We start from the raw sequence: 24,500 nt of genomic DNA, 5'->3' as shown, positions 1-24,500 counted from the left end.
GCGCTTCGTCGCTGGGAGTGGTGCGCATTATAGGGACTTGAAACGTCCCGTCAACACATTTCTGCAAGAAATTTCAGTTGGTTATGAATCGGCTACGGAGCAAGGGCAGTTGGCGCGCCACTGGCGGTAGCCGCAAGAGCATCAGGAAGCACCCGATTGCCGCATAGATGGCCCAGCGCTCCAGATCGGAACGGACCACCCACAGCATATGCAATAGGCCCAGGGCGAGGATGACATATATCAGGCGATGCAGTTTCTTCCATCCGCTACCCAGCTTGCGCATGCTGTAGCGGTTGGAGGTGACTGCCATCGCCAGTAGCCCGAGGAACGCGGTGACACCCACGAAGATATAAGGACGCTTGCGCAGTTCGACACCCAGTTGCGCCCAGTCCAGCCCTAGAATGAAGATGGCATAGGCACTCAGGTGCAGCGCGATATAGGTGAAGCACCACAGGCCCAGTTGCCGGCGCACCTGTATCCAGCCATTCCAGCGGGTAAGCTTCTGCAGCGGCGTCATCGACAAAGTAATCAGCAGCAGGATCAACCCACCCTGCCCCAATCGGTCGACCAGCGCCTTCCCCGGGTCAGGCCCGAGGGCGAAGATCCACGCCTGGTACAACCAATAGAGTGGCGGCAACAAGGCGGAAACGAACACAGCGCCGCGCCACAATGGATTGCGCATCAGTAATCCTTCCTCAAGTCCATGCCCGCATAGAGCGAAGCCACCTCATCGGCATAGCCGTTGAACATGAGGGTGGGACGAACATTGGGGCTGAATAGTCCACTGGGCAGACGGCGCTCCCGCGCCTGAGTCCAGCGCGGGTGATCGACCGTCGGATTCACGTTGGCATAGAAGCCGTACTCGTCCGGGGCCAGGCTTTGCCAGGTGGTCTTCGGCTGCGCCGCGACGAAGCTGATGCGTACGATGGACTTGGCGCCCTTGAAACCGTATTTCCACGGCACGATCAACCGCAGTGGCGCACCGTTCTGGTTGGCCAGTACCCGGCCGTACATACCGACCGCGAGAATGGCCAGAGGGTGCATGGCCTCATCCATGCGCAGCCCCTCGACATAGGGCCAGTCGATCAGGGCGAAGTTGGACTGCACACCCGGCATGTCCTGACGATCCACCAGAGTCTCGAAGCGCACGAACCTGGCGTTGCTGGTCGGCTCGGCCCGCTTGATCAGTTCCGAGAGCGGAAAACCGATCCAGGGAATGACCATCGACCAGGCCTCGACACAGCGCAGCCTATAGATGCGCTCCTCCAACTGATACGGCTTGATGAAATCTTCCAGCGCGTATTTGCCGGGCTTGTTCACCTCGCCATCGACCACCACCGACCAGGGTTCGGTTTTCAGCGCTCCGGCATTGGCGGCGGGATCACCTTTATCCGGGCCGAATTCATAGAAGTTGTTGTAGTTCGTCGCATCCTTGAAAGGCGTAATCGCCTCATCCTTCACTGTGACGGCATCCCAGCGGGTAGCCGCAAGCTTCTCGCCCAACCAGGCAGGAGGCTGCGCCGCCTCGACATCGGCGTAGCGTCCACCCTCGGCAAAGCTCAAGCGAGGCAGTCCGGACAGCGCGGCAGCCGCTATCGCACCAGACATGAACTGGCGACGGGAGAAATAGAGGGATTCGGGTGTGACTTCCGATTCGTGGCAATCGGAAAGGCGGGACGACTTGATCAGCATGACGGACTCCGCAACGACTGGCTGTATGCGCCAGTAGACTGCGGAGCCCGCTGGAAATTACACGGCAGGCGGCTGCTTGCGACGGCGCAACTGCAGCAAGTATTGCACCGGGCCGGAGGCGGCGTATGCAAGGAACAGCAGCAGCAGGATGCGCGGCGGGTCGGTGAAGACCACGGCGAACGCCAGCACTACCACCAGGATCGCCACGAACGGCACGCGGCCGCGCAGGTCCAGGTCCTTGAAGCTGTAGTACTTGATGTTGCTGACCATCAGCATGCCGGCGGCGGCGACCATCAGCGCGACCAGCAGGGACACCTTGGCGCCCTGGACGTCGAAGTCGGCGAACGCCCATACGGTACCGGCTACCAGCGCTGCGGCGGCCGGACTGGCCAGGCCGATGAAGTAGCGCTTGTCGGCCTTGCCCACCTGGGTGTTGAAGCGCGCCAGACGCAGCGCGGCGCCGGCGACATAGATGAAGGCAACCATCCAGCCGACCTTGCCCAGGCTGCTCAGCGCCCACTCGAAGGCAACCAGCGCCGGCGCAACACCGAAGGCGACCATGTCGGACAACGAGTCGTACTCGGCGCCGAATGCACTCTGGGTGTTGGTCAGGCGAGCGACGCGGCCGTCGAGGCCATCGAGCACCATCGCGACGAAGATGGCAATGGCGGCATTGGAGAAGTCGCCGCTCATGGCATTGATGATGGCGTACAAGCCGGTGAACAGCGCCGCCGTGGTAAACAGGTTGGGCAGCAGGTAGATGCCGCGATGGCGGACCTTGCGGCCTTCGGCGTCGTGGCCCTCTTCGATGTGCTCATCGATGGGCAGCAGACTTTCTTCGGTGTCGGAAGCCTTGTTCGGCTCCTCGTGACCTTCACTCATGGACGATTCCTTGAGAACTCGTTGAGGCTGAGATTCGCCGGGGCACGCTACTGCGCTGACGGCCCTGGCGCCCCCGCTTTATACCAGATCACCGCCCTAGAACGAAAAAACGCGGCCAGCGCCGCGTTTCTTCGTTTGTCGAAAAGACCTTAGTTCTTGGACTTGTCGACGATCTTGTTGGCAGCGATCCACGGCATCATCGCGCGCAGCTTCTCACCAACCACTTCGATGCCATGGGCAGCGTTGTTGCGGCGGTAGGCGGTCATCGACGGGTAGTTGGTGGCGCCTTCGGAGATGAACATCTTGGCGTATTCGCCGTTCTGGATGCGCTTCAGAGCGTTGCGCATGGCAGCACGGGATTCGGCGTTGATCACTTCCGGACCGGTCACGTACTCGCCGTATTCGGCGTTGTTGGAGATCGAGTAGTTCATGTTGGCGATGCCGCCCTCGAACATGAGGTCAACGATCAGCTTCAGTTCGTGCAGGCACTCGAAGTAGGCCATTTCCGGCGCGTAACCGGCTTCGACCAGGGTCTCGAAACCGGCTTTCACCAGCTCGACGCAACCGCCACAGAGGACGGCCTGCTCGCCGAACAGGTCGGTTTCGGTCTCGTCCTTGAAGGTGGTTTCGATGATGCCGGTACGGCCGCCGCCAACGCCACAGGCGTAGGACAGGGCGACGTTCTTGGCATTGCCCGAAGCGTCCTGGTAGATGGCGATCAGGTCAGGGATGCCGCCGCCCTTGACGAACTCGGAGCGTACGGTGTGGCCCGGGGCCTTCGGCGCGATCATGATCACGTCGAGGTCGGCACGCGGAACGACCTGGTTGTAGTGGATGGAGAAGCCGTGAGCGAAGGCCAGGGTAGCGCCCTTCTTCAGGTTCGGCTCGACCTCGTCCTTGTACAGGCGGCCCTGGAACTCGTCCGGGGTCAGGATCATCACCAGGTCGGCGGAAGCAACGGCTTCGGCTACTTCGGCCACTTTCAGGCCGTGGTTCTGGGCCTTGGCAACGGAGGAAGAACCCGCACGCAGGCCGACGGTGACGTCGACGCCGGAGTCTTTCAGGTTGCAGGCGTGGGCGTGGCCCTGGGAACCGTAACCGATGATGGCAACTTTCTTGCCCTGAACGATGGAGAGGTCACAGTCTTTATCGTAGAAAACGCGCATTTGGGTAATCCCCTGTCAGTTGGCCTCGTGGGCCGTATTTCAAATCAGATGCTGAGAGTCTTGTCGCCACGGGCGATGCCGGTGACGCCACTGCGGACAACCTCGAGGATCGACGCGGTGCCGATGGCCTGGATGAAGCTGTCCAGCTTGTCGCTGGTACCGGCCAGCTGCACGGTATAGACGCTGCTGGTGACGTCGACGATCTGCCCGCGGAAGATGTCGGTGGTGCGCTTGACCTCGGCGCGCTGGGCGCCAGTGGCCTTCACTTTCACCAGCATCAGCTCGCGCTCGATGTGTGCGCTTTCCGAGAGATTCACCAGTTTTACCACCTCGATGAGCTTGTTGAGGTTCTTGGTGATCTGCTCGATGACCTCATCCTGACCAGCGGTGGTCAGGGTCAGGCGCGACAGCGTCGGATCCTCGGTCGGGGCGACCGTCAGGCTTTCGATGTTGTAGTTGCGCTGAGAGAACAGGCCAACAATGCGGGAGAGCGCACCGGGTTCGTTTTCCAGCAGCAGGGAAATGATGTGTCGCATGATCAGGTACGCTCCGTCTTGCTCAGCCACATGTCGCGCATCGCACCGCCGCGGATCTGCATCGGGTAGACGTGCTCGCTGGTATCGACCTGGATGTCGAGGAAGACCAGGCGATTCTTCATCGCGAAGGCTTCTTCCATCTTCGGCTTCAGGTCTTTCAGGTCGGTGATGCGCATGCCAACGTGGCCATAGGCTTCAGCCAGCTTGACGAAGTCCGGCAGCGATTCCATGTAGGAGTGCGAGTAGCGGCTGTTGTACTGCATGTCCTGCCACTGGCGGACCATGCCCAGCGCACCGTTGTTCAGGTTGATGATCTTCACCGGCAGGTCGTACTGCAGGCAGGTGGACAGCTCCTGAATGTTCATCTGGATGCTGCCTTCACCGGTCACGCAGGCGACGTCGGCGTCGGGGAAGTTCAGCTTCACGCCCATCGCTGCCGGGAAGCCGAAGCCCATAGTGCCCAGGCCGCCGGAGTTGATCCAGCGATTGGGCTTGTTGAAGCGGTAGTACTGGGCCGCGAACATCTGGTGCTGGCCCACGTCGGAGGCCACGTAGGCATCGCCGTGGGTGACTTCGCAGAGGGTCTCGATCACGGTCTGCGGCTTGATGATGCTGCCGTCACCCATGCTGTACGGGAACAGGCCGCGGTTGCCGCGCCATTCCTCGATCTGCTTCCACCAGGCAGCCTGGGCTTCCTTGTTCGGGGTCTCGCCGATTTCCTTGAGGATCGCGACCATTTCGGTCAGGACGCTGTCCACCGGACCGACGATCGGGATGTCGGCCTTGACGGTCTTGGAGATCGAGGCCGGGTCGATGTCGACATGGATGATCTTGGCGTTCGGACAGAACTTGGCCGCGGTCTCGCCGTTGATCACGCGATCGTCGAAACGCGCGCCGACAGCGAAGATCACGTCAGCGTGGTGCATCGCGAGGTTCGCGGTGTAGCTGCCGTGCATGCCGAGCATGCCGACGAACTGGCGATCGGTGCCCGGATAGCCACCCAGCCCCATCAGGGTGTTGGTGACCGGCACGTTGAGCATGCGCGCCACTTCGGTCAACGGCTCGGCGGCATTGCCCATGATCACGCCGCCACCGGCATAGATGATCGGGCGCTTGGCGGACAGCAGCATCTCGGCGGCCTTGCGGATCTGACCAGAATGGCCACGGACCGCCGGGCTGTAGGAGCGCAGCTTGACCTTCTTCGGGTAGCTGTATTCGAACTTCTGGGTCGGATCGCCCATATCCTTCGGAATATCGATCACCACCGGGCCGGGACGGCCGGACTGGGCGATATAGAAGGCCTTCTTGATGACCTCGGGGATTTCCGACGGATGCTTGATGATGAAGCTGTGCTTCACGATCGGGCGGGAGATACCGACCATGTCGGTTTCCTGGAACGCGTCGGTACCGACCATGTTGCTCGCCACCTGGCCGGAGATCACCACCATCGGGATGGAGTCCATGTAGGCGGTGGCGATGCCGGTCACGGCATTGGTCGCACCTGGGCCGGAGGTCACCAGCACCACGCCGGGCTTGCCGGTGGCGCGCGCGTAACCGTCCGCCATATGGGTGGCGGCCTGCTCGTGGCGAACCAGGATATGGGTTACTTCGTTCTCTTTGAAGAGAGCGTCGTAGATATGCAGGAGGGCACCGCCCGGGTACCCGTAGATGTACTTAACGCCTTCGTCACGCAACGAGCGGACGACCATTTCAGCGCCGGATAAAAGCTCCACGTTGTCACCTCTAGAACGCTATATACGGAAACCCCCGACGTGGGGGACCGACTTGGATGGCTGCCCGGCAGACATGGGCGAATGTGATCGCCGGCTACGTCGACTGCCGATTGAGCAGAACCTGGAGACAATCCTGTGTGTGTTACGGAGAGCCTCCACCCAGCGCGAGGTAACGCGAAACAGGGTGAAACTTTGCGGCGCGGGTAGCACCTCTTGTCTGCCGAGTAAAACCAGCTTGCGGCCGGCCCACTGCAGCGAATCTTGGATTCTTCTGATTCAGGAGGAGCAAGTCAAGCCATATATAGCTTTTGGATGAAGCGGGGATGTGAACTTTCTCCGAGTGAATAAGCTGGCGATTTGGTTATAGTTATCGACAGACTCCGCACCCCAAGGATCGACAACGCATGCGACGGACGATTTTCATGGGCAGCCTGCTGCTCGCACTGGCCCCGACCGTGATGGCCGCGCAGGTCTACAAGTGGGTGGACGCTCAGGGTGTCACACACTTCGGCGCGCAGCCGCCGGAAGGCACCAGCGCCGCCACCGTCAACACCAACACCACCCAGCCCAAATCGAACTTCCCGCCGCCTCCCCCGCCCAAGCCGGCCCCGCCGGCATCCGGCACGGACGACAAGCAGAAGGCGCTGGATGACAAGGTACGCCAGGAAGTTGCCAACCAGGACGCCGCACAGGCGCAGCGTTGCTCGCAGGCGCGGGAAAACCTGGCTCAGCTCAAGAACAATCCGCGTGTTCGCGTGCAGGAAAACGGTGAGTACCGCCGCATCACCGAGGAAGAGCGGCAGCAACGCATCAGCGACAGCGAAAAAGCCATCCGGGAAAGCTGCAACTGACGCAGCAAACGCGCTCAGTGCTTCCCGGTGATCAACCGGTCGAATGCGCTGAGCGCCTCCAGTAGCGCCTGTGCGCGCGCGCCTTCATTGGCATAGGCTTCGTCGGCGATCTCGCGGATGCCTGACGCGGAAGGCAGGTCGGCGCCCGTTTCGATGATCAGCTTCATGCGCGGCAGGAATATCCACTGAAGCCACTCCTCCAGCGCCAGCGTATCCACACAGAACGGCTCCTGGCTGGAAAGCGCCTCCTGCGACGGACGTTCCTCCCCCCACAGCCCGATGGCACGCATCTCACGCTCGATCAGCAGCAACTGATCCGCAATCGCCGGCAGTCGATCGTCCATCACAGGGTCACCTTGGCTTTCTGCCGGGCCTCGGCAGCGCCGGCGGCATCGCCTTGCTGCTCACGGCACTTGGCGATCAGATCCCACAGACTGGCCTGCAGGGTCGGGCGACCACCGGCCAACGACAGCCCGCGGCGCGCCACCTGCTCGGCCTGAGCGGCATCGCCCTGAGCCAGACGCACCTGGGCCAGTTTGTAGAGCACCTGCGGCTCGCGTGGAGCGATGCGCTGGGCGCGCTCCAGGCTGGCCGCGGCACCGTTGAGATCGCCGCCGCCCTGCTGTTGCGAGGCGGTGGTCAGCAGAGCCAGCACCGGACCATCGAGCTGCTCGTCAGCGGCCAGGCCGGTGTTGCTCGACGGAATGCCCGACGGCGCCTTGTAGCCACCCTGGTTGTAGGTGCTGCCCTGGGTGGACGGCGCCGAAGGCTGGGTCTGGTACACCGGCTGCTGGTAGGTCTGCGACTGGAAACCACCGCTCGAGGTAATGCCACCGCTGGTGGAAATCGGCTGTTGCGAATAGGTCGAGCCGGCACCGCCCGGCGCGGTCGTCATCGGCGAGGTGCTGATCGGCGCCGCACCGGTCTGCGCCGGGAAGGTCTGGATCGGTGCGGCACCGGCATCCTTCGGCACCATCACGGTGACGCCGGAATCGCCCTGGGGAATACTCTGCCCGGCATTGGCGGAAGCCGGCGCCTGATAGTTGCCGCCGCTGCGGCCCACGCGTTCCGAGTTGGAAACGGCGGTGCCGGAATCCTGCACCGGGATCGCACCGTGCTGCGGGGATGCACAACCGGACAGAAGCGCCAGAGTCGCCGACGCCGCAAAGCATGCTTTTCTCACTTCCAATCCTCTCGCATCAGTTCAACCAGCCACGCACCCAGTCCATGACCTCATTGGCCGGCGTCTGGTTTCCGCAACCGGCGCCAGCGGCCGGTTCGCTTCCTCGAATATAAGGCATCTGCACCGCACCGGGGCAGTTGGCATCGGTGCCCTGCCCGGTGTGCGGATCAACCCAGGCCTGCACCACATTATCCGGCATCGGCATGTCCAGCGGCAGCGGATCGGCCTTGCGCATGAAGCTGGTCCAGATCTGCAGGGCGCCAGTGGCGCCGGTGAGCGGTGTCTTGCCGTTGTCGTCACGGCCGATCCAGACCACCGCCAACAGGTCCTGGCCGAAACCGGAGAACCAGCTGTCGCGGGAATCGTTGGTGGTACCGGTCTTGCCGGCCAGGGTCAGCGACGACGGCAAGCGGTTGTAGACCGAGCGCGCCGTGCCTTCGCGCATCACACGCTGCATGGCGTTCTGTACCAGGTAGATAGCACCCGGATCGAAGCGCTGCTGGACCTGGAACGGATAACGCTTGAGCGGCTGCCCATCGGACGCCAGTACGCTGCGAATGCTGCGCAACGGTGTGTTGAAGCCGCCGCTGGCGATGGTCTGGTACATGGTCGCCACCTGCATCGGGCTCAGCGCGCCGGCGCCCAGTAGCATCGACGGATAGGCCGGCCAGTTCGGCGAAACGCCCAGGCGCTCCAGGGTTTTCAGCACATTCGGCACGCCCAGGTCCAGGCCGAGCTTGGCCGTGGAGAGGTTCAGCGAATTGGCCAGCCCCTGGTAGAGGAAGATGGTGCCGCGCGACTGGTGATCGTAGTTCTGCGGCTTCCACACTTGTCCGTCCCTGCCCTTCACCTGGAACGGCTCGTCCTGGATGTAGCTGGTCAGGGTGTACTGGCTCGGCCGCTCCAGCGCAGTCAGGTAGACCGCCGGCTTGACCAGCGAACCGATCGGGCGCACGGCGTCGATGGCACGGTTGAAACCGGCGAAGCGCGGGTCGCGGCTGCCGATCAGCGCCTGGACCTCGCCGGTTTCCGGGTTGGTCACCACCATTGCCGTCTCGGTTTCGGCCACACCCTTGCGGCCCTCGAGGCGCTTGAAGGTCTCGCTGACGGCGGACTCGGCCTTCATCTGCAGGATCGGATCGAAGCTGGTGAAGATGCGCAGGCCTTCCTCGGTCAGGTCTTCATCCCGATAGTCTTCGCGCAACTGGCGCTTCACCAGATCGAGGAAGGCCGGGTAGGAACTGTTGGCCATGCTGCCCTGACGGGTCACGCCCAGCGGCGCCTTCTTGGCGACGGCGGCCTCCTCGGGGGTAATCACGCCCTGTTCGGCGAGCACGTCGAGCACCACGTTGCGACGCTCCATCGCACGCTCCGGATTGCGGCGCGGGTTGTAATAGGACGGCCCTTTCACCATGCCGACCAGCAGCGCGACCTGCGGCAGCTTCAACTCCGCCAGCGGCTGGCTGAAGAAGTACTGGCTGGCGAGGCCGAAGCCATTCACCGAACGCTGGCCGTCCTGGCCGAGGAACACCTCGTTCAGGTAGCTCTCGAGGATTTCGCGCTTGTCGTAATGCAGCTCCAGCAGCACCGCCATCATGGCTTCGGTGAGCTTGCGCGACAGGCTGCGTTCGTTGGTCAGGAAGAAGTTCTTCACCAACTGCTGGGTCAGGGTACTGCCGCCCTGGCGCAGTTGCCCGGCGCTGGCATTGACCCAGACGGCACGGGCGATGGACTTGATCGAGACGCCGTGGTGGCTCCAGAAATCGCGGTCTTCCACTGCCACCAGGGTATCGATCAGGTACGGCGGCACCTGGTCCAGCTTGATCAGGATGCGGTCTTCGTTGTGCGCAGGGTACAGGCCGCCGATCAGCAACGGCTCCATGCGCGCCACCGCGAGCTCGGAGCCATTGGCACGGGTCAGTCCGGTGACCGAGTTGCCGGAGAAGCGCACGCGAATCCGTTGGGCGGGCTCGGCACCTTCATAGAACTGGAAGCCGCGGGTGTTGAGCTCGACCGAATTACCGGACACCGAGGCGGCGCCGGGCCCGTTCACCGCGCTCTCGCGACGATAACCCAGGGCGTCCAGCTCGCGCAGGAAGTCGTCCTTGCCCAGTTTCAGGCCGACGAACAGCTCCAGCGGGCGCGCATACACCTTGGCGGGAATGGTCCAGCGCTTGCCGGAGAATTTCTCCTGGACAACCGCATCGAGGTACACGGCAAAACCGGCCAGCACCACCAGCCCAACCAGGCCGAGCTTGAGAGCCCAGCCCAGCCACTTGCGCATGGCGGGCGACGATTTGCCGCTTTTTTTACGGGATTTGGAAGATCGGGGACGCGTCATGGCGGCGCATTATACGTACTTTATCCACAGGGGACAGACACCGTTCCAGACGGTATCCGGGTTCTTGTCAGGCGCCGAGGCTGGGTAGCGCGGCGACTGCCGTGCTTCGACCTCGGCGCGACGGATTGGTTGCCGGGCGGTGTTTGCACCATCGGACCCAGCGGCCATAATGCCTGCCTCTCGAAAATAGACAGACAAGGACATAACGTGAGCCAGACTCTGATCGCAGCGCTGCAGAACCCGGCGCTCTACCCTCATCCGGTCGAAAGCGTCCGGGTCATCGAAACCCATATTTCCTGGGTCCTGCTCACCGGCTCCTACGTCTACAAGATCAAGAAGCCCGTCAACTTCGGCTTCCTCGACTTCACCGACCTCGCCGCGCGCAAGCACTTCTGCGAGGAGGAACTGCGCCTCAACCAGCGCCTCACCGAAGGCCTGTACCTCGACGTCCTGCCGATCACCGGCAGCGAGAGCGCTCCGCGCCTGGGCGGCGAAGGTCCGGCCATCGAATACATGATCCAGTGCCGCGAGTTCCCGCAGACCCAACTGCTCAGCGAAGTGCAGGCCCGTGGCGAACTCGGTGCCCCGCACATCGATGGCCTGGCGCGGCAGATCGCCGAGTTCCACCAGCGCACCCCGCAGGTTCCGGCCGAACACCCGCTGGGCACCCCGGACGCCTGCATGGCGCCGGTGCGACAGAACTTCGAACAGATCCGTCCGATGCTCTCCGACAAGGCCGACCTGCTGCAGCTCGACGCCCTGGAAGCCTGGGCCGAATCCAGCTTCGATCGCCTGCACAGTGTGTTCGAGTCGCGCAAGGCCAACGGCTTCATCCGTGAGTGCCACGGCGACATCCACCTGGGCAACGCCGCCATCATCGACGGCAAGGTGGTGCTGTTCGACTGCATCGAGTTCAACGAACCGTTCCGCTTCACCGACGTCACCGCCGACTACGCCTTCCTCGCGATGGATCTGGAAGACCGCGGCCTGAAATGCCTGTCGCGGCGCTTCGTCAGCCAGTACCTGGAATACACCGGCGACTACCAGTCGCTGGAACTGCTGAACTTCTACAAGGCCTACCGCGCCCTGGTGCGCGCCAAGATCGCCCTGTTCAGCCTGGCGCACCAGACCGACGCCGTGCAGAAAGCCGCGACCCTGCGCCAGTACCGCAACTACGCCAACCTGGCGGAAAGCTACAGCGCCATTCCCTCGCGCTTCCTCGCCGTGACGGTCGGCGTATCCGCCGTCGGCAAGAGCCAGGTGGCGCTGCGCCTGGTGGAAGCCCTGGGCGCCATCCGCCTGCGCTCCGACGTCGAGCGCAAGCGCCTGTTCGGCGAGCAGAGCGCCGAACAGCGCGGCCAACACCAGGCCGGCATCTACAATGCCGACGCCACGATGGGCACCTACCAGCGCCTCAACGCCCTGGCGGCGGACATCCTGCGCGCCGGCTATCCGGTGGTGCTCGACGCCACGTTCCTCAAGCGCGAACAGCGCGCGGCCGCCTGGAAGATGGCCGAGGAAACCGGCGTGCCCTTCCTCATCCTCGACTGTCACGCGCCGGAAAGCGTCATCGCCGGCTGGCTCACCCAGCGCCAGAGCGAAGGCAACGACCCATCGGACGCCACCCTGCAGACCATCCAGGCCCAGCAGGCCGGACGCGAGTCGCTCAGCAACGAAGAACAACAGCACAGCAAGCGCGTCGATACCCCGGACGCCGCCAGCCTGGACGCCCTGGTCGCCAGCATCCGCCAGCGCCTGCCGGGTCTCTGATCCCCTCCCCCGCCTGCGCTGCCAGGAAGGCGGCGCAGGCCCTCGCGCCCGTCGCCCTGCCGTTCGCGCAGGGCGATATCAGAAAGCCACGCTACACTTCCCCTGGCATACCCGGCCGTCATAAGCAGTTCACGGCCCTTTAGACCCATGCCATCGTGCCGCATCGCAAGGACCGACGATGAACGACGAACTGCTGCACCTGAAGAACCTTGGCAAGACCTCCGCCCAGTGGCTGCACGCCGTCGGCATCCACAGTGCGTCCGACCTCCGCCGCCTGGGTGCCGTAGGCGCTTACCGGGCGGTCCGGGCCCGTGGTTTCCGAGCCTCGAAGGTGCTCCTGTACGCCATCGAGGGCGCCTTGCTCGACGTGCACTGGAACGACCTCCCACCGGCACACAAAGCCGCCCTCCTAGGCGAACTTGAGACATTCCCCATGAGGAACAAGAGCTAGCTCACAAGCTCTGTGGGAAAATCTTTACGCTAAAGTACCTGTCCACTTATGGTTTCAGGGCCCTTCGTGCGCCCTCGACTGCCGCCATTCAAGGAATTACGGCCATGTACTTACTCGGTGAACAACCTGCCTATGCCGATCAACTGATCAACCGCCTGCAGGGGATTCCGGCGCAACTGCTCGACGGCCTGGCGCCCTGCGGCGAACCGATCCGTCTCGAGCGCTCCGACGACCTCGAGGCCGAGCTGCCCGGCAAGCATCTGTTCCTTGTCGAGAATGGCCTGATCCACGCCCTGGTGGATGAACGCCCGCTGTTCTACCAGCAGGAAGGCGACCTGATCGGCCTGCGGCAGGGCATCGACCTGCCACCCTGCCGTTACGTCAGCGAAGAGCCGTTGTGCCTGATCCCTTTTTCGCGCAGCGACGTGCTCCGCCATATCCATGACGACGAGCACCGCCAGGAGCAGTTCCTGCACTACCTGATCGGCCACACCGCCCTGCTCTCCGACGCCCTGGCGCACCTGAAGCAGCCGGAGATCCGGCCGGCCACCGGCTTCCAGCATTTCGCCGCCGGCGCCCAGCTGATCCAGCAGGGGGACGACGCCGAGCATGTGTTCATCATCATCGAGGGGCACGCCGAGGCTTTCGTCGACGGGCAGAAGGTCGGCGATGTACAGAAGGACGAGATTTTCGGCGCGATGGCCGTGTTCACCCGCGAGAAGCGCAGCGCCTCGGTGATCGCCAGCGAACCCTGCACGGTGATGGTCATCCCCAAGGACCAGTTCCTCGGCCTGATGCAAAGCAACCCGCGCATCGCCCACAGCCTGATCGAGGGCATGGCCCGGCGCATCGACTTGCTGAACAAGGAAGTCACCCAACTGCGCGTGCAGCGCCAGGCGAGCTGAGGCCCAGCCTCCGCCAGAAGCCCGGCCCAGCGCCGGGCTTTTCGTTTTCCACGAGGAAGATTTTTCGCGGGCGCGAAAAACTTTTCGAAAGGAGGTTGACTCTCAAATGATAATGATTATTATTGATTCATCTGGTCGCGAGGCCAGACGATAAGCTCAAGAGACCACGCAGTCGGACTCTTCAGATTATCTCCTCATCAGGCTAATCACGGTTTCGACCCGGCACTTTGCCGGGTCTTTTTTTGTCCGCGAAAAAGCAGTACCAATGAAAACGGGCCCGCAGGCTCCGTTCGTCACCGGTCGCCATCCTACTGCCGCAGTGCCGCGCAATGATCCGTCGGCGGCAGCGCCGGTGTGTACCAGACGTAGTCCGCCTGCTCCGGCGCGACGGCCCTGCCCACTTCGGCCAGCATCAGCACCCGCATGCCCTGCCCCGCCCCCAGATCCTCCAGATGCAGGGGCACCCCCAGATCACGCCGCGCATGGAAGCCGCCGGCAATCAGCAGCGCCGGCTCGGGCGCGTCCTTCAGGCGCTCCGCGATGCGCCGGTCGCGTTGCTGCTGCACCGCCAGCATCGCCGGCAACTGACTTTCCGGCAGCAGACCGCAGTGGGATTCGCGGATATCGTCGAGCAGACGCTCACGCACGCCGCTCGCCGTGGAGTGGGCGCCCTCCAGAACTGGCGGCTCGGCATAGATGCGCATGATCTCGCTGCGATCCAGGTTCGCCGACAGCAGCGGCGTGGGCTGCTTCACCAGCCAGGTCACCAGCGGACCGTAGAGCGACCAGTCCCAACCCGGCTGCCAGGCCAGGGCGCCGATCAGATCCCGTGGAAGCTCACCCTTGTCCGCCGCGGCCTGCGTGGCGGCAACACGCGCCTGCTGGTTCGGGTTGATCATCTCCATCGACACGCTGCCGCTCGGGCGGCGCTCCGCCAGCGCGCGCGCCAGCCAGAGTTCCAGGGCGTGATGGTCCGGGTTGTCATGCTGCTCACCCACCAGCACCCGCGGCGCCTTGGCCAGCCGGTCGAGCAGTTGCTGCGGCGTCAGCCGCTCGCCGCTGTGCAGGTCGCGGATGACACCCAGGTTGGCACTGTCACGCCCCTCGGGACTCTGCCAGGCCGGCAGCGGCGGCGCAGAGGTCTGGCTCTGGCAGGCGGCCAACAGCGCCAGCAGGGGAAGCAGAAGATACCTCACGTGAACTCCTTTCAGCGGGCGATGATCAGCGGGTGGCCGCGCTCGGGGTGCTGCTGGACCAACACCTCCAGTCCGAACACCGTACGCAGCGGCTCGGCACGCAGTACGTCTGCCGGCGTGCCCAACAGATGCGGCCGCCCCTGGTGCAGTAACAACAGGCGATCACAGTAGCGCGCCGCCAGGTTCAGGTCATGCAGGATCACCAGTACCGCTGCGCCGCGATTGGCAAATTCGCGCACAGCCTGCAGCGTGGTGTGCTGGTGCAACGGATCGAGCGCCGAGGTTGGCTCGTCCAGCAGCAGCACCTGCTCCGCGCCGCCCGGCCAGAGCTGCGCCAGCACCCGCGCCAGGTGCACACGCTGGCGCTCGCCACCGGAGAGCGCCAGGTAGCTGCGCCCCATCAGGTGCAGCGCATCCGCCGCCTCCAGCGCCGCCGCGATGATCTCGCCGTCACGCTGACGACCGCTGTCGTGCGGCAGGCGTCCGAACCCCACCACCGCCTCGACGGTGAACGCGAAGTTCAACGTCGATGACTGCGGCAGTACCGCCAGGCGGCGCGCCCGGTCGGCGCCCTGCCAGTCCGACAGCGGCCGATCATCCAGCCTCACGGCGCCACCGGACAGCGGCAGCTCGCCATTGAGCGCCCCCAGCAGGGTGCTCTTGCCCGCTCCGTTCGGTCCCAGTACACCGAGCACCTGGCCCGGCTGCAGGGCCAGCGTGACATCCTGCAAGACCGTCTGCGCGCCGCGCTTCACCCGCAGGTTTTCCGCCGTCAGCATCAGGAGCGCCCCCGCAGCAGCAGGTAAAGGAAGAATGGCGCGCCGATCAGCGCCGTGACGATGCCGATCGGCAACTCCGCAGGCGCCAGCGCCAGCCGCGCCACGAGATCGGCAAGCAACAGCAGAATGGCGCCACCGAACATGGACGCCGGCAGCAGCACCCGGTGATCCGGGCCGACGATCAGGCGCAACAGGTGCGGCACCACCAGGCCGATGAAGCCGATCATGCCGGCCGCCGCCACCGCCGCCCCGACGCCCAGCGCCGTGCAGAGAATCAGTTCGACCTTGAGGCGTTCGACATCGAAACCCAGATGGCGCGCCTCCGACTCGCCCAGCAGCAGCGCATTCAGCGCATCCACCCGGCGCGGCAGCCAGCAGGCCACCAGCAGGGTGACCAGCAGCAAGGGCCACAACCGGGGATAACTGGCGCCGTTCAGGCTGCCGAGGTTCCAGAAGGTCAGGGTGCGCAGCGTGGCGTCGTCGGCCAGGTAAGTGAACAGGCCGATCAGCGCCCCCGCCAGCGCGGTGAGCGCGATACCCGCCAGCAGCATGGTGGCCACGCTGGTCTGCCCGTTGTGCCGCCCCAGGCGATAGACCAGCGCCGTGACCAGCAGGCCGCCGGCGAATGCACAGGCGGAGAGCAGGTAGGGCGCGAAGGCTTCCGGCAGCCCGCCGATGGACGCGCCGAAGACGATGGCCACCGCCGCCCCCAGGGCCGCGCCACTGGAAACGCCGATCAGGCCGGGATCGGCCAGCGGGTTGCGGAACAGCCCCTGCATGGCCACGCCGGCCAGCGCCAGCACCCCGCCGGTGGCGACGCCCAGCAGGGTGCGCGGCAGGCGGATCTGGCCAACGATCAACTCTGCCTGTCCCAGTCCATCGGCGGACACCGGCAGGCCGAACAGGCGCGCCAGCGCCCGCAGCGTGTCGCCCAGGGGCAGGCTCACCGGCCCGAGGGCCAGTGATAGCCAGACAACCAGCAGCAGAAGAAAACCAAGGAGCGGGAACAGCGGTCGAGCAGCAACGATCCGAGTCAAGGACGACTTTCCGAGTTCAGGGCCTGGGCGGAAGGATAAGAGGCGCGGGAAAGACTGGCCAACCCCTCTGGAATACGCGGCCCCGGAGCATCGACCAGAAGCGTCGCATCGAGGCTCGCCACGCGGCCGCCGCGTACCGCGCGAGTCGCCGCCAGGCGCGGTACAGTTCAGGGGACGACCGGGGCATCGGGCTCGGGATCGTCATCGCGGAAATCCTCATTCGTCGGAGAGCCGCTGCATCGCGCGACGAGGACGCAGCGTGCCGTAACGAACCCGAATCATGATAATAATTTGCATTTAGATTTACCTGGCGCTATGGTCTGCGCCGAATATCCATCCGACGGGCATCACGCGGCCATTTCCCTGCCAACGCCTGAAAAACGCACCCGGGGACCTCAATCCACCTCAGGAGTGTGTTCGGCTGCGGTATGATGCCCCACCCTGGCGCCCGCACGACATCGACGAAACCGAGACGCCCATCCCGTACACGCCCGGTCGCCAAGACCCGCTGGTGCCGAGCGACTGGGCGAAGATCAGCGACGACCTTCATCACCGAGAACAGTCCTCCGCCAGGATCGCACGTCTGCCGCGGCCAAGCCGATGTCCGCCTTTCTTCAGCACACGGATGTGCACCCTCTTCCGGTCCCGTCCTGTGGGCGCGGATAATGCCCGCCCTGAATGGAGAACCCGGATGATCCTGCTCTGCTCCCCGCATGAACTGGCTGAAGGCCAGAGCCGGGGCTTCAAGGCCGCCGGCCTGAATCTTTTCGTGGTGCGCCGCCAGGGCCGTCTCTATGCCTACCGCAACCGCTGTCCGCACCGGGAAATTCCGCTGGGTTACGACGCGGAACAGTATCTCGACGCCAGCGGCCGGCTGCTGCAATGCGGACACCACGGCGCGCTGTTCCTGATCGAGACCGGCGAATGCATCCAGGGGCCATGCCTGGGGGATGTGCTGGAATCGCTGCCGTGCAGGGAGGATGAGCAAGGGATCTGGCTGGATACGATGGACCACGCCTAGGCTGGCAGTCGTTACAGCAGCACCTTCAACGGCCGGTCCAGGCAAATCTCCTGCGTATCGATCCGCGCCCCATAGGCCAGTACTTCCACGCCGGCGCGATGCGCTTCGACTAGAGCCGCGGCATAGGCCGGGTCGATTTCTTCCGCCGGACGCACCGCGTCGATCGCCGACAGGTTCACCGCATACAGCAGCACCGCGCGCACGCCCTCCCGAGCCAGCGCCGCCAGCTCGCGCAGATGCTTGGCGCCACGCTGGGTAACGGCGTCCGGGAAGGCGGCGACCGGGGTCTCGTCGAAGCCCAGGGTCACGCTTTTCACCTCGACGTACACCGGCTTGCCGGCAACCATCAGGCGGAAATCGGCACGGCTGTTTTCCTGCCCATAGACCACTTCGCGGCGCAGCTCATCGAAGTCCGCAAGTTCAGTCACGGCGCCGGCCAGCAACGCCTCCTCCACCAGCCGGTTGGCGCGCCCGGTGTTCACGCAGGCCAGGCGCCCCTGGGGCGTTTCCACCAGTTCCCAGGTGCCCGGCAGCTTGCGCCTGGGGTCGCTGGAGCGGCTGAACCACAGCCTGCAACCCTCGCTCATGCAGTTGAGCATCGAGCCGGTATTCGGACAGTGGATGGTCAGCCGTTCGCCACTGGCGGTCTCGATGTCCGCCAGGAAGCGCTTGTAACGCTTGACCAGGCGCGCTTCTTCCAGCGCCGGCTCGAAGCGCATCAGGGACGCCAGCTCTTCAGGCCGCGAGCGATGCGCTCCACCGCCTGCTGCAGGCGCTCGACACTCTGGGTATAGGCAAAGCGCACATGGTGCGAGGCCTGGTAACGGCCGAAGTCCACGCCGGGGGTGAAGGCGACGTGTTCGGTTTCGATGAAGTGCTGGCAGAACGCGTAGGCATCGCCGCCAAAAGCGCTGATGTCCGCATACAGATAGAAGGCGCCCTCCGGCTCCACCGCGATGCCGAAGCCCAGCTCCCGCAGTGCCGGCAACAGGTAATCGCGACGCCGGGCGAACTCGGCGCGCCGCTCTTCGAAGATCGCCAGGGTTTCCGGCTCGAAGCAGGCCAACGCGGCATGCTGGGCCATGCTCGGCGCACTGATGTAGAGGTTCTGCGCCAGCTTCTCCAGTTCACCGACCGCATCGAGCGGCGCCACCAGCCAGCCCAGGCGCCAGCCGGTCATGCCGAAATATTTGGAGAAACTGTTGAGGACGAAGGCGTCGTCATCCACCTCCAGCACGCTGGTGGCGTCGGTACCATAGGTCAGGCCGTGGTAGATCTCGTCGACCACCAGGTGGCCTCCGCGTGCTTTCAGCGCGGCGGACAGGGCGGCCAGTTCATCCCGGTGCAACAAGGTACCCGTAGGATTCGCCGGCGATGCGACCAGAGCGCCTACACTGTCATGATCCCAGTGCCGCTCGATGAGGTCGGGAGTGAGCTGGTAGCGGCTCTCCGGCCCCACCGGCACCAACTGCGCGGCGCCTTCGACCAGGCGCAGGAAGTGGCGATTGCACGGGTAGCCCGGGTCGGCCAGCAGCCAGTGCTTGCCCGGGTCCACCAGCAGGCTGCTGGCCAGCAGCAACGCACCGGAGCCGCCGGGCGTGATGAGGATGCGCTGCGGGTCGATCGACAGGCCGTAGCGCTCGGCGTAGAAGCCGGCGATGGCCTCGCGCAGCGCCGGCACGCCACGGGCGGCGGTGTAGCGGGTATGTCCGTTGGCCAGTGCAGCCTGGCCGGCGGCGATGATCGGCGCGGCGGTGGTGAAGTCCGGCTCGCCGATTTCCAGGTGAATGACGTCGTGGCCCGCGGCCTGCAATTCATTGGCGCGCGCCAGCAGCGCCATGACGTGGAAAGGTTCGATGGCGCGACTGCGTGCGCTGAAGGAAGTAGCCATGAGTTTTTCCGAACTTTACGACAAGGTGGCGATTCTAACAGGCCACCGAGCGACACAGGAGGACCACCGAAGACCGGTGGTTCTACCTCGAAAATGTACGTTTCGTTCGCGAAAAGCCGATGATCGTGCAGTGGTTTGCAAGAAACTCGATAGCGGCCTCTATCGGGTCGGCGACCGGGTCGCCGGGTCATGTGCGTGCGACAACAGGCTCGACAACCGGGAGTAGCATCACGGTTATCGTTCTGGTAAGTTCGCCCGCTTGCGAGCGCGGGGCCGGCAGTGCCGGAGAGGGACCATCCGCGAGAGGATTAGCGAGAGTGAGAGGCGGTCATCCATGCCCACCAAAGCAAAACAACAGAGCAGCCAACTGATTCGTGGCTTCGAGCCCTACCAGGAAACCAAGGGCGAGGAGTACATGAGCGATCGCATGCGCGCGCACTTCACCTCCATCCTCAACAAGTGGAAAGTTGAGCTGATGGAAGAAGTGGACCGCACCGTGCACCACATGCAGGACGAAGCGGCGAACTTCCCGGACCCGGCCGACCGTGCCAGCCAGGAAGAAGAGTTCAGCCTCGAGCTGCGCGCCCGCGACCGCGAGCGCAAGCTGATCAAGAAGATCGACGAGACCCTGCAACTGATCGAAGACAACGATTACGGCTGGTGCGATTCCTGTGGCGTCGAGATCGGCATCCGCCGTTTGGAAGCCCGCCCCACCGCCACCCTGTGCATCGACTGCAAGACCCTGGCGGAAATCAAGGAAAAGCAGCTGGGCTCCTGAGCCTGGTTGAACCCGAACGGGGCGCTGCGGCGCCCCGTTTCGTTTCTGCGCCCCGCCCTTAATAAAAAGTCAAAGAGACGCCATGCCCGCTTCCCGCTACGTCGGACGCTTCGCCCCCACGCCCAGCGGCTACCTGCATTTCGGTTCGCTGGTGGCGGCCGTTGCTTCCTATCTGGATGCACGCGCCGTGGGTGGAAAGTGGCTGGTGCGCATGGAAGACCTCGACCCGCCGCGCGAGATGCCCGGCGCCCAGGCGGCGATCCTGGAGACCCTGGAGCGTTACGGCTTCGAATGGGACGGCCCGGTGGAGCGCCAGAGCGAGCGCGGCGACGCCTACGCGGCCCAGGTCGAACAATGGCTGCGCAGCGGCCTGGCCTACGCCTGCACCTGCTCGCGCAAGCAGCTCGAAGGCAGCCACGGCATCTATCCCGGCACCTGCCGCGACGCCCAGCATGACTGGCACGGTGACGTCGCCATCCGCATCCGCGTGCCGGAGCTGGACTATCGCTTCGTCGATCGCCTGCAGGGTGCATTCCACCAGCACCTGGGGCGCGAAGTGGGCGACTTCATCATTCGCCGTCGCGACGGGCTGTTCGCCTATCAGTTGGCAGTGGTGCTGGACGACGCCTGGCAGGGTGTTACCGACATCGTTCGCGGCGCCGACCTGCTCGACAACACCCCACGCCAGCTCTACCTGCAGGAACTGCTGGGCATCGCCGCACCGCGTTACCTGCACGTGCCGCTGATCATCCAGCCCGACGGCCACAAGCTCGGCAAGGCCTATCGCTCGCCGCCGCTGGAAGCCGACCAGGCCGCCCCACTGCTGGTACGCGCACTCAAGGCACTGGGCCAGAATCCGCCCACCGAGCTGCTGCAGGCCGCACCGTGCGAGGTGCTCGCCTGGGGCATCGCGCACTGGGAGGCCAACGCCCTCCCCCATCGCCTGACGCTGGAAGACGCACGGCTCTAGACTGGCAGTACAAGGTACCTGCGCAACCTGTTTTTCGTAGGAGCGAGGGGGGCGCCTAGCCCTTGCTCGCGAACAAACTCCGCAGCGGGATTCAGGTTCGCGAGCAAGCTCGCTCCTACAGACCCGCCAAGCATTCGGCAGCCAGCTTGCCGGCGACTGTGCGCACAGGTAGCCTGCCCGCCGAACCAAGAGAGAGACGACATGTACATCTACCGACTGGTGTTGCTCCTGGTCGTGGGCATCTACCTGTTCTCACCGGCCATCATGGACTGGTGGATCGATCCCCACGGCGCCTGGTACCGCCCGTATCTGCTGTGGCTGATCCTGATCGTCGTCACCTTCATCCTGCAGAGCCAGCGCGATGCTGACGAGCTTTAGCCTCACCCAGCTGATCCTGATCAGCGCCTCCTACCTGATGGTCCTCTTCGGTGTCGCCTGGATCACCGAGCGCGGCTTCGTTCCGCGCCGGCTGGTGCGCCATCCGCTGATCTATACCCTGTCGCTGGGCGTGTACGCCAGCGCCTGGGCCTTCTATGGCACGGTCGGGCTGGCCTACCAGTACGGCTACGGCTTCCTGGCGATCTACCTGGGCGTCTCCGGCGCCTTCCTGCTGGCGCCGGTGCTGCTCTACCCGATCCTGCGCATCACGCGGGCCTACCAGTTGTCATCGCTGGCCGACCTGTTTGCCTTCCGCTTCCGCAGCACCTGGGCCGGCGCGCTGACCACGCTGTTCATGCTGATCGGCGTACTACCGATGCTGGCGCTGCAGATCCAGGCGGTGACCGACTCGATCAGCATCCTCACCCGCGAATCGGAGCCCAACCGCGCGGCGCTGGCGTTCTGCGCGCTGATCACGCTGTTCGCCATTCTCTTCGGCGCGCGCCACATCGCCACCCGCGAGCGTCACGAGGGGCTGGTGATGGCGATCGCCTTCGAGTCGCTGGTGAAGCTGGTGGCGCTCTGTTCCATCGGCCTGTTCGCCCTCTACGGCGTGTTCGGCGGGCCGGACGGTCTGGAAGTCTGGCTGCTGCAGAACCAGGAAGCCCTGAGCACGCTGCACACGCCGCTGGCCGAAGGGCCGTGGCGCACGCTGCTGCTGGTGTTCTTCGCCGCGGCCATCGTGATGCCACACATGTTCCACATGACCTTCACCGAGAACCTCAACCCGCGCTCGCTGCTCAGCGCCAGCTGGGGTCTGCCGCTGTTCCTGCTGCCGATGAGCCTGGCGGTGCCGCCGATCCTCTGGGCCGGCCTGCACCTGGGCGCCTCGACCAACCCGGAGTACTTCACCCTCGGCCTGGGCATCTCGGTGGACAGCCCGGCCCTGGCGCTGACCGCCTTCGTCGGCGGCATCTCCGCCGCCAGCGGCCTGATCATCGTGATGACCCTGGCGCTCTCGGGCATGGTGCTCAACCACCTGGTGCTGCCGCTCTACCAGCCGCCGGCCGAAGGCAACATCTACCGCTGGCTGAAGTGGACCCGCCGCGCACTGATCGCCGCGATCATCATGGCCGGCTATGCCTTCTACCTGGTGCTGGGCGCCGAGCAGGACCTGTCCAACCTGGGGATAGTCTCCTTCGTCGCCACCCTGCAGTTCCTCCCCGGCGCGCTGGCCGTGCTCTACTGGCCGACCGCCAACCGCCGCGGCTTCATCGCAGGTCTCGTGGCGGGCATGCTGGTCTGGGGCGCGACCATGCTCACCCCGCTGGTGGCGAACATGCAGAGCGTCTACCTGCCGCTGTTCAACTCGCTCTATGTGCTCGACGACACCACCTGGCACCTCGCCGCGCTCGCTTCGCTGGCGGCCAACGTGCTGGTGTTCACCCTGGTCTCGCTGTTCACCGAAGCCAGCGACGAAGAAAAAGGTGCCGCCGAAGCCTGCGCCGTGGACAACGTGCGCCGCCCGCAGCGCCGCGAGCTGATCGCCGTTTCCCCGCAGGAGTTCGCCAGCCAGCTGTCCAAGCCGCTGGGCGCGAAGACCGCGCAGCGCGAGGTGGAGCAGGCTCTGCGCGACCTGCACCTGCCCTTCGACGAACGCCGCCCCTACGCCCTGCGCCGCCTGCGCGACCGCATCGAGGCGAACCTCTCCGGCCTGATGGGCCCCAGCGTGGCGCAGGACATGGTGGAAACCTTCCTGCCCTACAAGGCCAGCAGTGAAAGCTACGTCACCGAGGACATCCACTTCATCGAGAGCCGCCTGGAGGACTACCACTCCCGGCTCACCGGCCTGGCCGCCGAACTCGATACCCTGCGCCGCTACCACCGCCAGACCCTGCAGGATCTGCCGATGGGCGTGTGCTCGCTGGCCAAGGACCAGGAAATCCTCATGTGGAACCGTGCCATCGAGGAACTCACCGGGGTCAGCGCGCAACGCGTGGTCGGCTCGCGCCTGGCCGCCCTGCCCGAGCCGTGGCGCGGCCTGCTGGAAGGCTTCATCGACGCGCCGGACGAGCACCTGCACAAGCAGCGCCTGTCCATCGACGGCCAGACCCGCTGGCTGAACCTGCACAAGGCGGCGATCGAGGAACCCCTCGCGCCCGGTAACAGCGGCCTGGTGCTGCTGGTCGAAGACCTCACCGAAACCCAGTCCCTGGAAGACAAGCTGATCCACTCCGAGCGCCTGGCCTCGATCGGCCGCCTCGCCGCCGGCGTGGCCCACGAGATCGGCAACCCTATCACCGGCATCGCCTGCCTTGCGCAGAACCTGCGCGAAGAGCGCGAGGGCGATGGCGAGCTGACCGAGATCAGCGGGCAGATCCTCGAACAGACCAAGCGCGTCTCGCGCATCGTGCAGTCGCTGATGAGCTTCGCCCATGCCGGCGGCAAGCAGGTGGCCGCCGAGCCGGTGTGCCTGGCCGACGCCGCCCAGGAAGCCATCGGCCTGCTGTCGCTGAACAGACGCAGCGTCGACGTGCAGTTCTTCAACCTGTGCGACCCGGCGCATTGGGTCGAGGGCGACTCGCAGCGCCTGGCCCAGGTACTGATCAACCTGCTCTCCAACGCCCGCGACGCCTCGCCAGCCAATGGCGCGATCCGCGTGCGGACCGAGGCCTCGGAGCAGACCGTCGACCTGATCGTCGAAGACGAAGGCAGCGGAATACCCAAGTCGATCATCGACCGCCTGTTCGAACCCTTCTTCACGACCAAGGACCCCGGCAAGGGGACCGGTCTAGGCCTCGCACTGGTCTATTCGATCGTGGAAGAGCATTATGGGCAAATCACCATAGACAGCCCGGCTGACCCCGAACGCGAATGCGGCACCCGCATCAGCGTCACTTTGCCGCGGCATCCTGGCCCGACGGCCGAGCAGTAAACGAG

General features: G+C 64.7%; 23 protein-coding genes. 9 read left to right on the top strand and 14 right to left on the bottom strand.

All coding sequences use genetic code 11. The features are described from left to right. Positions 1-73 precede the first annotated feature (73 nt). The 6 genes from msrQ to ACYCAX_RS21795 form a co-directional block, all read right to left on the bottom strand. Positions 74-682, bottom strand: a complete 609-nt coding sequence (gene msrQ, locus ACYCAX_RS21820; RefSeq protein ID WP_294977394.1) for a protein-methionine-sulfoxide reductase heme-binding subunit MsrQ — start codon at positions 680-682, stop codon at positions 74-76. Further along, a complete protein-coding gene (gene msrP, locus ACYCAX_RS21815; RefSeq protein ID WP_015478887.1) occupies positions 682-1,692 on the bottom strand; it encodes a protein-methionine-sulfoxide reductase catalytic subunit MsrP in 1,011 nt (336 codons plus the stop codon). The genes msrQ and msrP overlap by 1 nt, the downstream gene beginning before the upstream one ends. A gap of 57 nt (positions 1,693-1,749) precedes the next feature. After that, a complete protein-coding gene (gene pssA / locus ACYCAX_RS21810; RefSeq protein WP_015478888.1) occupies positions 1,750-2,574 on the bottom strand; it encodes a CDP-diacylglycerol--serine O-phosphatidyltransferase in 825 nt (274 codons plus the stop codon). Between the two features lie 149 nt (positions 2,575-2,723). Next, positions 2,724-3,740 (bottom strand): ketol-acid reductoisomerase, encoded by a 1,017-nt coding sequence (gene ilvC / locus ACYCAX_RS21805; RefSeq protein WP_015478889.1) that lies wholly within the window; start codon positions 3,738-3,740, stop codon positions 2,724-2,726. 44 nt (positions 3,741-3,784) lie between these two features. Beyond that, the gene (ilvN, locus tag ACYCAX_RS21800) at positions 3,785-4,276 is read right to left on the bottom strand and encodes an acetolactate synthase small subunit (RefSeq protein WP_015478890.1); all 492 of its coding nucleotides are present in this window, start codon (positions 4,274-4,276) and stop codon (positions 3,785-3,787) included. A 2-nt stretch (positions 4,277-4,278) separates the two neighbouring features. Continuing rightward, entirely contained in the window at positions 4,279-6,009 is a 1,731-nt protein-coding gene (locus ACYCAX_RS21795; protein WP_015478891.1) for an acetolactate synthase 3 large subunit, read from the bottom strand. Positions 6,010-6,413: 404 nt separating this feature from the next. On the opposite strand from ACYCAX_RS21795, the gene ACYCAX_RS21790 reads away from it, so the two are divergent. Then, on the top strand, positions 6,414-6,860 hold the full coding sequence (locus ACYCAX_RS21790) for a DUF4124 domain-containing protein (RefSeq protein WP_041712186.1): 447 nt from the start codon (positions 6,414-6,416) through the stop codon (positions 6,858-6,860). A 14-nt stretch (positions 6,861-6,874) separates the two neighbouring features. Here ACYCAX_RS21790 and ACYCAX_RS21785 read toward each other — a convergent pair whose 3' ends face one another. The 3 genes from ACYCAX_RS21785 to mrcB are packed head-to-tail and all read right to left on the bottom strand — an operon-like array spanning position 6,875 to position 10,384. After that, on the bottom strand, positions 6,875-7,204 hold the full coding sequence (locus tag ACYCAX_RS21785) for a YqcC family protein (protein ID WP_294977396.1): 330 nt from the start codon (positions 7,202-7,204) through the stop codon (positions 6,875-6,877). Continuing rightward, positions 7,204-8,043 carry a tetratricopeptide repeat protein gene (locus ACYCAX_RS21780; RefSeq protein ID WP_041712188.1) on the bottom strand — a complete coding sequence of 280 codons (840 nt, stop codon included), beginning with the start codon at positions 8,041-8,043 and terminating at the stop codon, positions 7,204-7,206. The genes ACYCAX_RS21785 and ACYCAX_RS21780 overlap by 1 nt, the downstream gene beginning before the upstream one ends. A 16-nt stretch (positions 8,044-8,059) precedes the next feature. Next, positions 8,060-10,384 carry a penicillin-binding protein 1B gene (mrcB, locus tag ACYCAX_RS21775; RefSeq protein WP_460248802.1) on the bottom strand — a complete coding sequence of 775 codons (2,325 nt, stop codon included), beginning with the start codon at positions 10,382-10,384 and terminating at the stop codon, positions 8,060-8,062. Positions 10,385-10,591: 207 nt separating this feature from the next. Here mrcB and ACYCAX_RS21770 point away from each other — a divergent pair, with 207 nt between their 5' ends. The 3 genes from ACYCAX_RS21770 to ACYCAX_RS21760 all read left to right on the top strand — a co-directional run bounded on the left by ACYCAX_RS21770 (position 10,592) and on the right by ACYCAX_RS21760 (position 13,510). Further along, the gene (locus tag ACYCAX_RS21770) at positions 10,592-12,154 is read left to right on the top strand and encodes a bifunctional aminoglycoside phosphotransferase/ATP-binding protein (RefSeq protein ID WP_460248801.1); all 1,563 of its coding nucleotides are present in this window, start codon (positions 10,592-10,594) and stop codon (positions 12,152-12,154) included. Between the two features lie 178 nt (positions 12,155-12,332). After that, positions 12,333-12,605, top strand: a complete 273-nt coding sequence (locus ACYCAX_RS21765) for a TfoX/Sxy family protein (protein ID WP_207882802.1) — start codon at positions 12,333-12,335, stop codon at positions 12,603-12,605. Positions 12,606-12,709: 104 nt separating this feature from the next. Beyond that, entirely contained in the window at positions 12,710-13,510 is an 801-nt protein-coding gene (locus ACYCAX_RS21760) for a Crp/Fnr family transcriptional regulator (RefSeq protein ID WP_294977399.1), read from the top strand. Positions 13,511-13,818: 308 nt separating this feature from the next. Here ACYCAX_RS21760 and ACYCAX_RS21755 read toward each other — a convergent pair whose 3' ends face one another. Genes ACYCAX_RS21755 through ACYCAX_RS21745 form a run of 3 tightly spaced genes read right to left on the bottom strand, consistent with a single transcriptional unit; the run spans position 13,819 to position 16,468 of the window. Next, positions 13,819-14,706: a ChaN family lipoprotein gene (locus ACYCAX_RS21755; RefSeq protein WP_294977400.1), complete on the bottom strand. Its 888-nt coding sequence runs from the start codon at positions 14,704-14,706 to the stop codon at positions 13,819-13,821. 11 nt (positions 14,707-14,717) lie between these two features. Beyond that, a complete protein-coding gene (locus tag ACYCAX_RS21750) occupies positions 14,718-15,485 on the bottom strand; it encodes a heme ABC transporter ATP-binding protein (protein ID WP_294977401.1) in 768 nt (255 codons plus the stop codon). Beyond that, positions 15,485-16,468: a FecCD family ABC transporter permease gene (locus ACYCAX_RS21745; protein ID WP_294977406.1), complete on the bottom strand. Its 984-nt coding sequence runs from the start codon at positions 16,466-16,468 to the stop codon at positions 15,485-15,487. Before ACYCAX_RS21745 ends, ACYCAX_RS21750 begins: the two co-directional genes overlap by 1 nt. 745 nt (positions 16,469-17,213) lie before the next feature. On the opposite strand from ACYCAX_RS21745, the gene ACYCAX_RS21740 reads away from it, so the two are divergent. Further along, complete coding sequence (locus ACYCAX_RS21740) at positions 17,214-17,543, top strand: Rieske (2Fe-2S) protein (protein WP_294977402.1); 330 nt, start codon at positions 17,214-17,216, stop codon at positions 17,541-17,543. Positions 17,544-17,554: 11 nt separating this feature from the next. Here the strand turns inward: ACYCAX_RS21740 and sfsA are convergent, their stop codons facing one another. Beyond that, entirely contained in the window at positions 17,555-18,262 is a 708-nt protein-coding gene (gene sfsA / locus ACYCAX_RS21735) for a DNA/RNA nuclease SfsA (protein ID WP_015478903.1), read from the bottom strand. Continuing rightward, a complete protein-coding gene (locus ACYCAX_RS21730; RefSeq protein ID WP_294977403.1) occupies positions 18,262-19,434 on the bottom strand; it encodes a pyridoxal phosphate-dependent aminotransferase in 1,173 nt (390 codons plus the stop codon). The genes sfsA and ACYCAX_RS21730 overlap by 1 nt, the downstream gene beginning before the upstream one ends. 334 nt (positions 19,435-19,768) lie before the next feature. Between ACYCAX_RS21730 and dksA the strand changes: the two genes are divergently transcribed. From dksA to ACYCAX_RS21710, 4 genes are all read left to right on the top strand, one after another. After that, positions 19,769-20,212 carry an RNA polymerase-binding protein DksA gene (dksA, locus tag ACYCAX_RS21725; RefSeq protein ID WP_015478905.1) on the top strand — a complete coding sequence of 148 codons (444 nt, stop codon included), beginning with the start codon at positions 19,769-19,771 and terminating at the stop codon, positions 20,210-20,212. A gap of 82 nt (positions 20,213-20,294) precedes the next feature. Further along, entirely contained in the window at positions 20,295-21,182 is an 888-nt protein-coding gene (gluQRS, locus tag ACYCAX_RS21720; protein WP_460248800.1) for a tRNA glutamyl-Q(34) synthetase GluQRS, read from the top strand. Positions 21,183-21,383: 201 nt separating this feature from the next. Further along, on the top strand, positions 21,384-21,560 hold the full coding sequence (locus tag ACYCAX_RS21715; RefSeq protein WP_015478907.1) for a hypothetical protein: 177 nt from the start codon (positions 21,384-21,386) through the stop codon (positions 21,558-21,560). Beyond that, positions 21,544-24,495 carry a sensor histidine kinase gene (locus tag ACYCAX_RS21710; RefSeq protein ID WP_041712190.1) on the top strand — a complete coding sequence of 984 codons (2,952 nt, stop codon included), beginning with the start codon at positions 21,544-21,546 and terminating at the stop codon, positions 24,493-24,495. Before ACYCAX_RS21715 ends, ACYCAX_RS21710 begins: the two co-directional genes overlap by 17 nt. The last annotated feature ends 5 nt before the right edge of the window (positions 24,496-24,500 follow it).

It is taken from the genome of Pseudomonas sp. MT3, from assembly GCF_054720805.1.
Note: the sequence above shows the minus strand (reverse complement) of the source record. Positions and strands in the feature narration are given on the sequence as shown.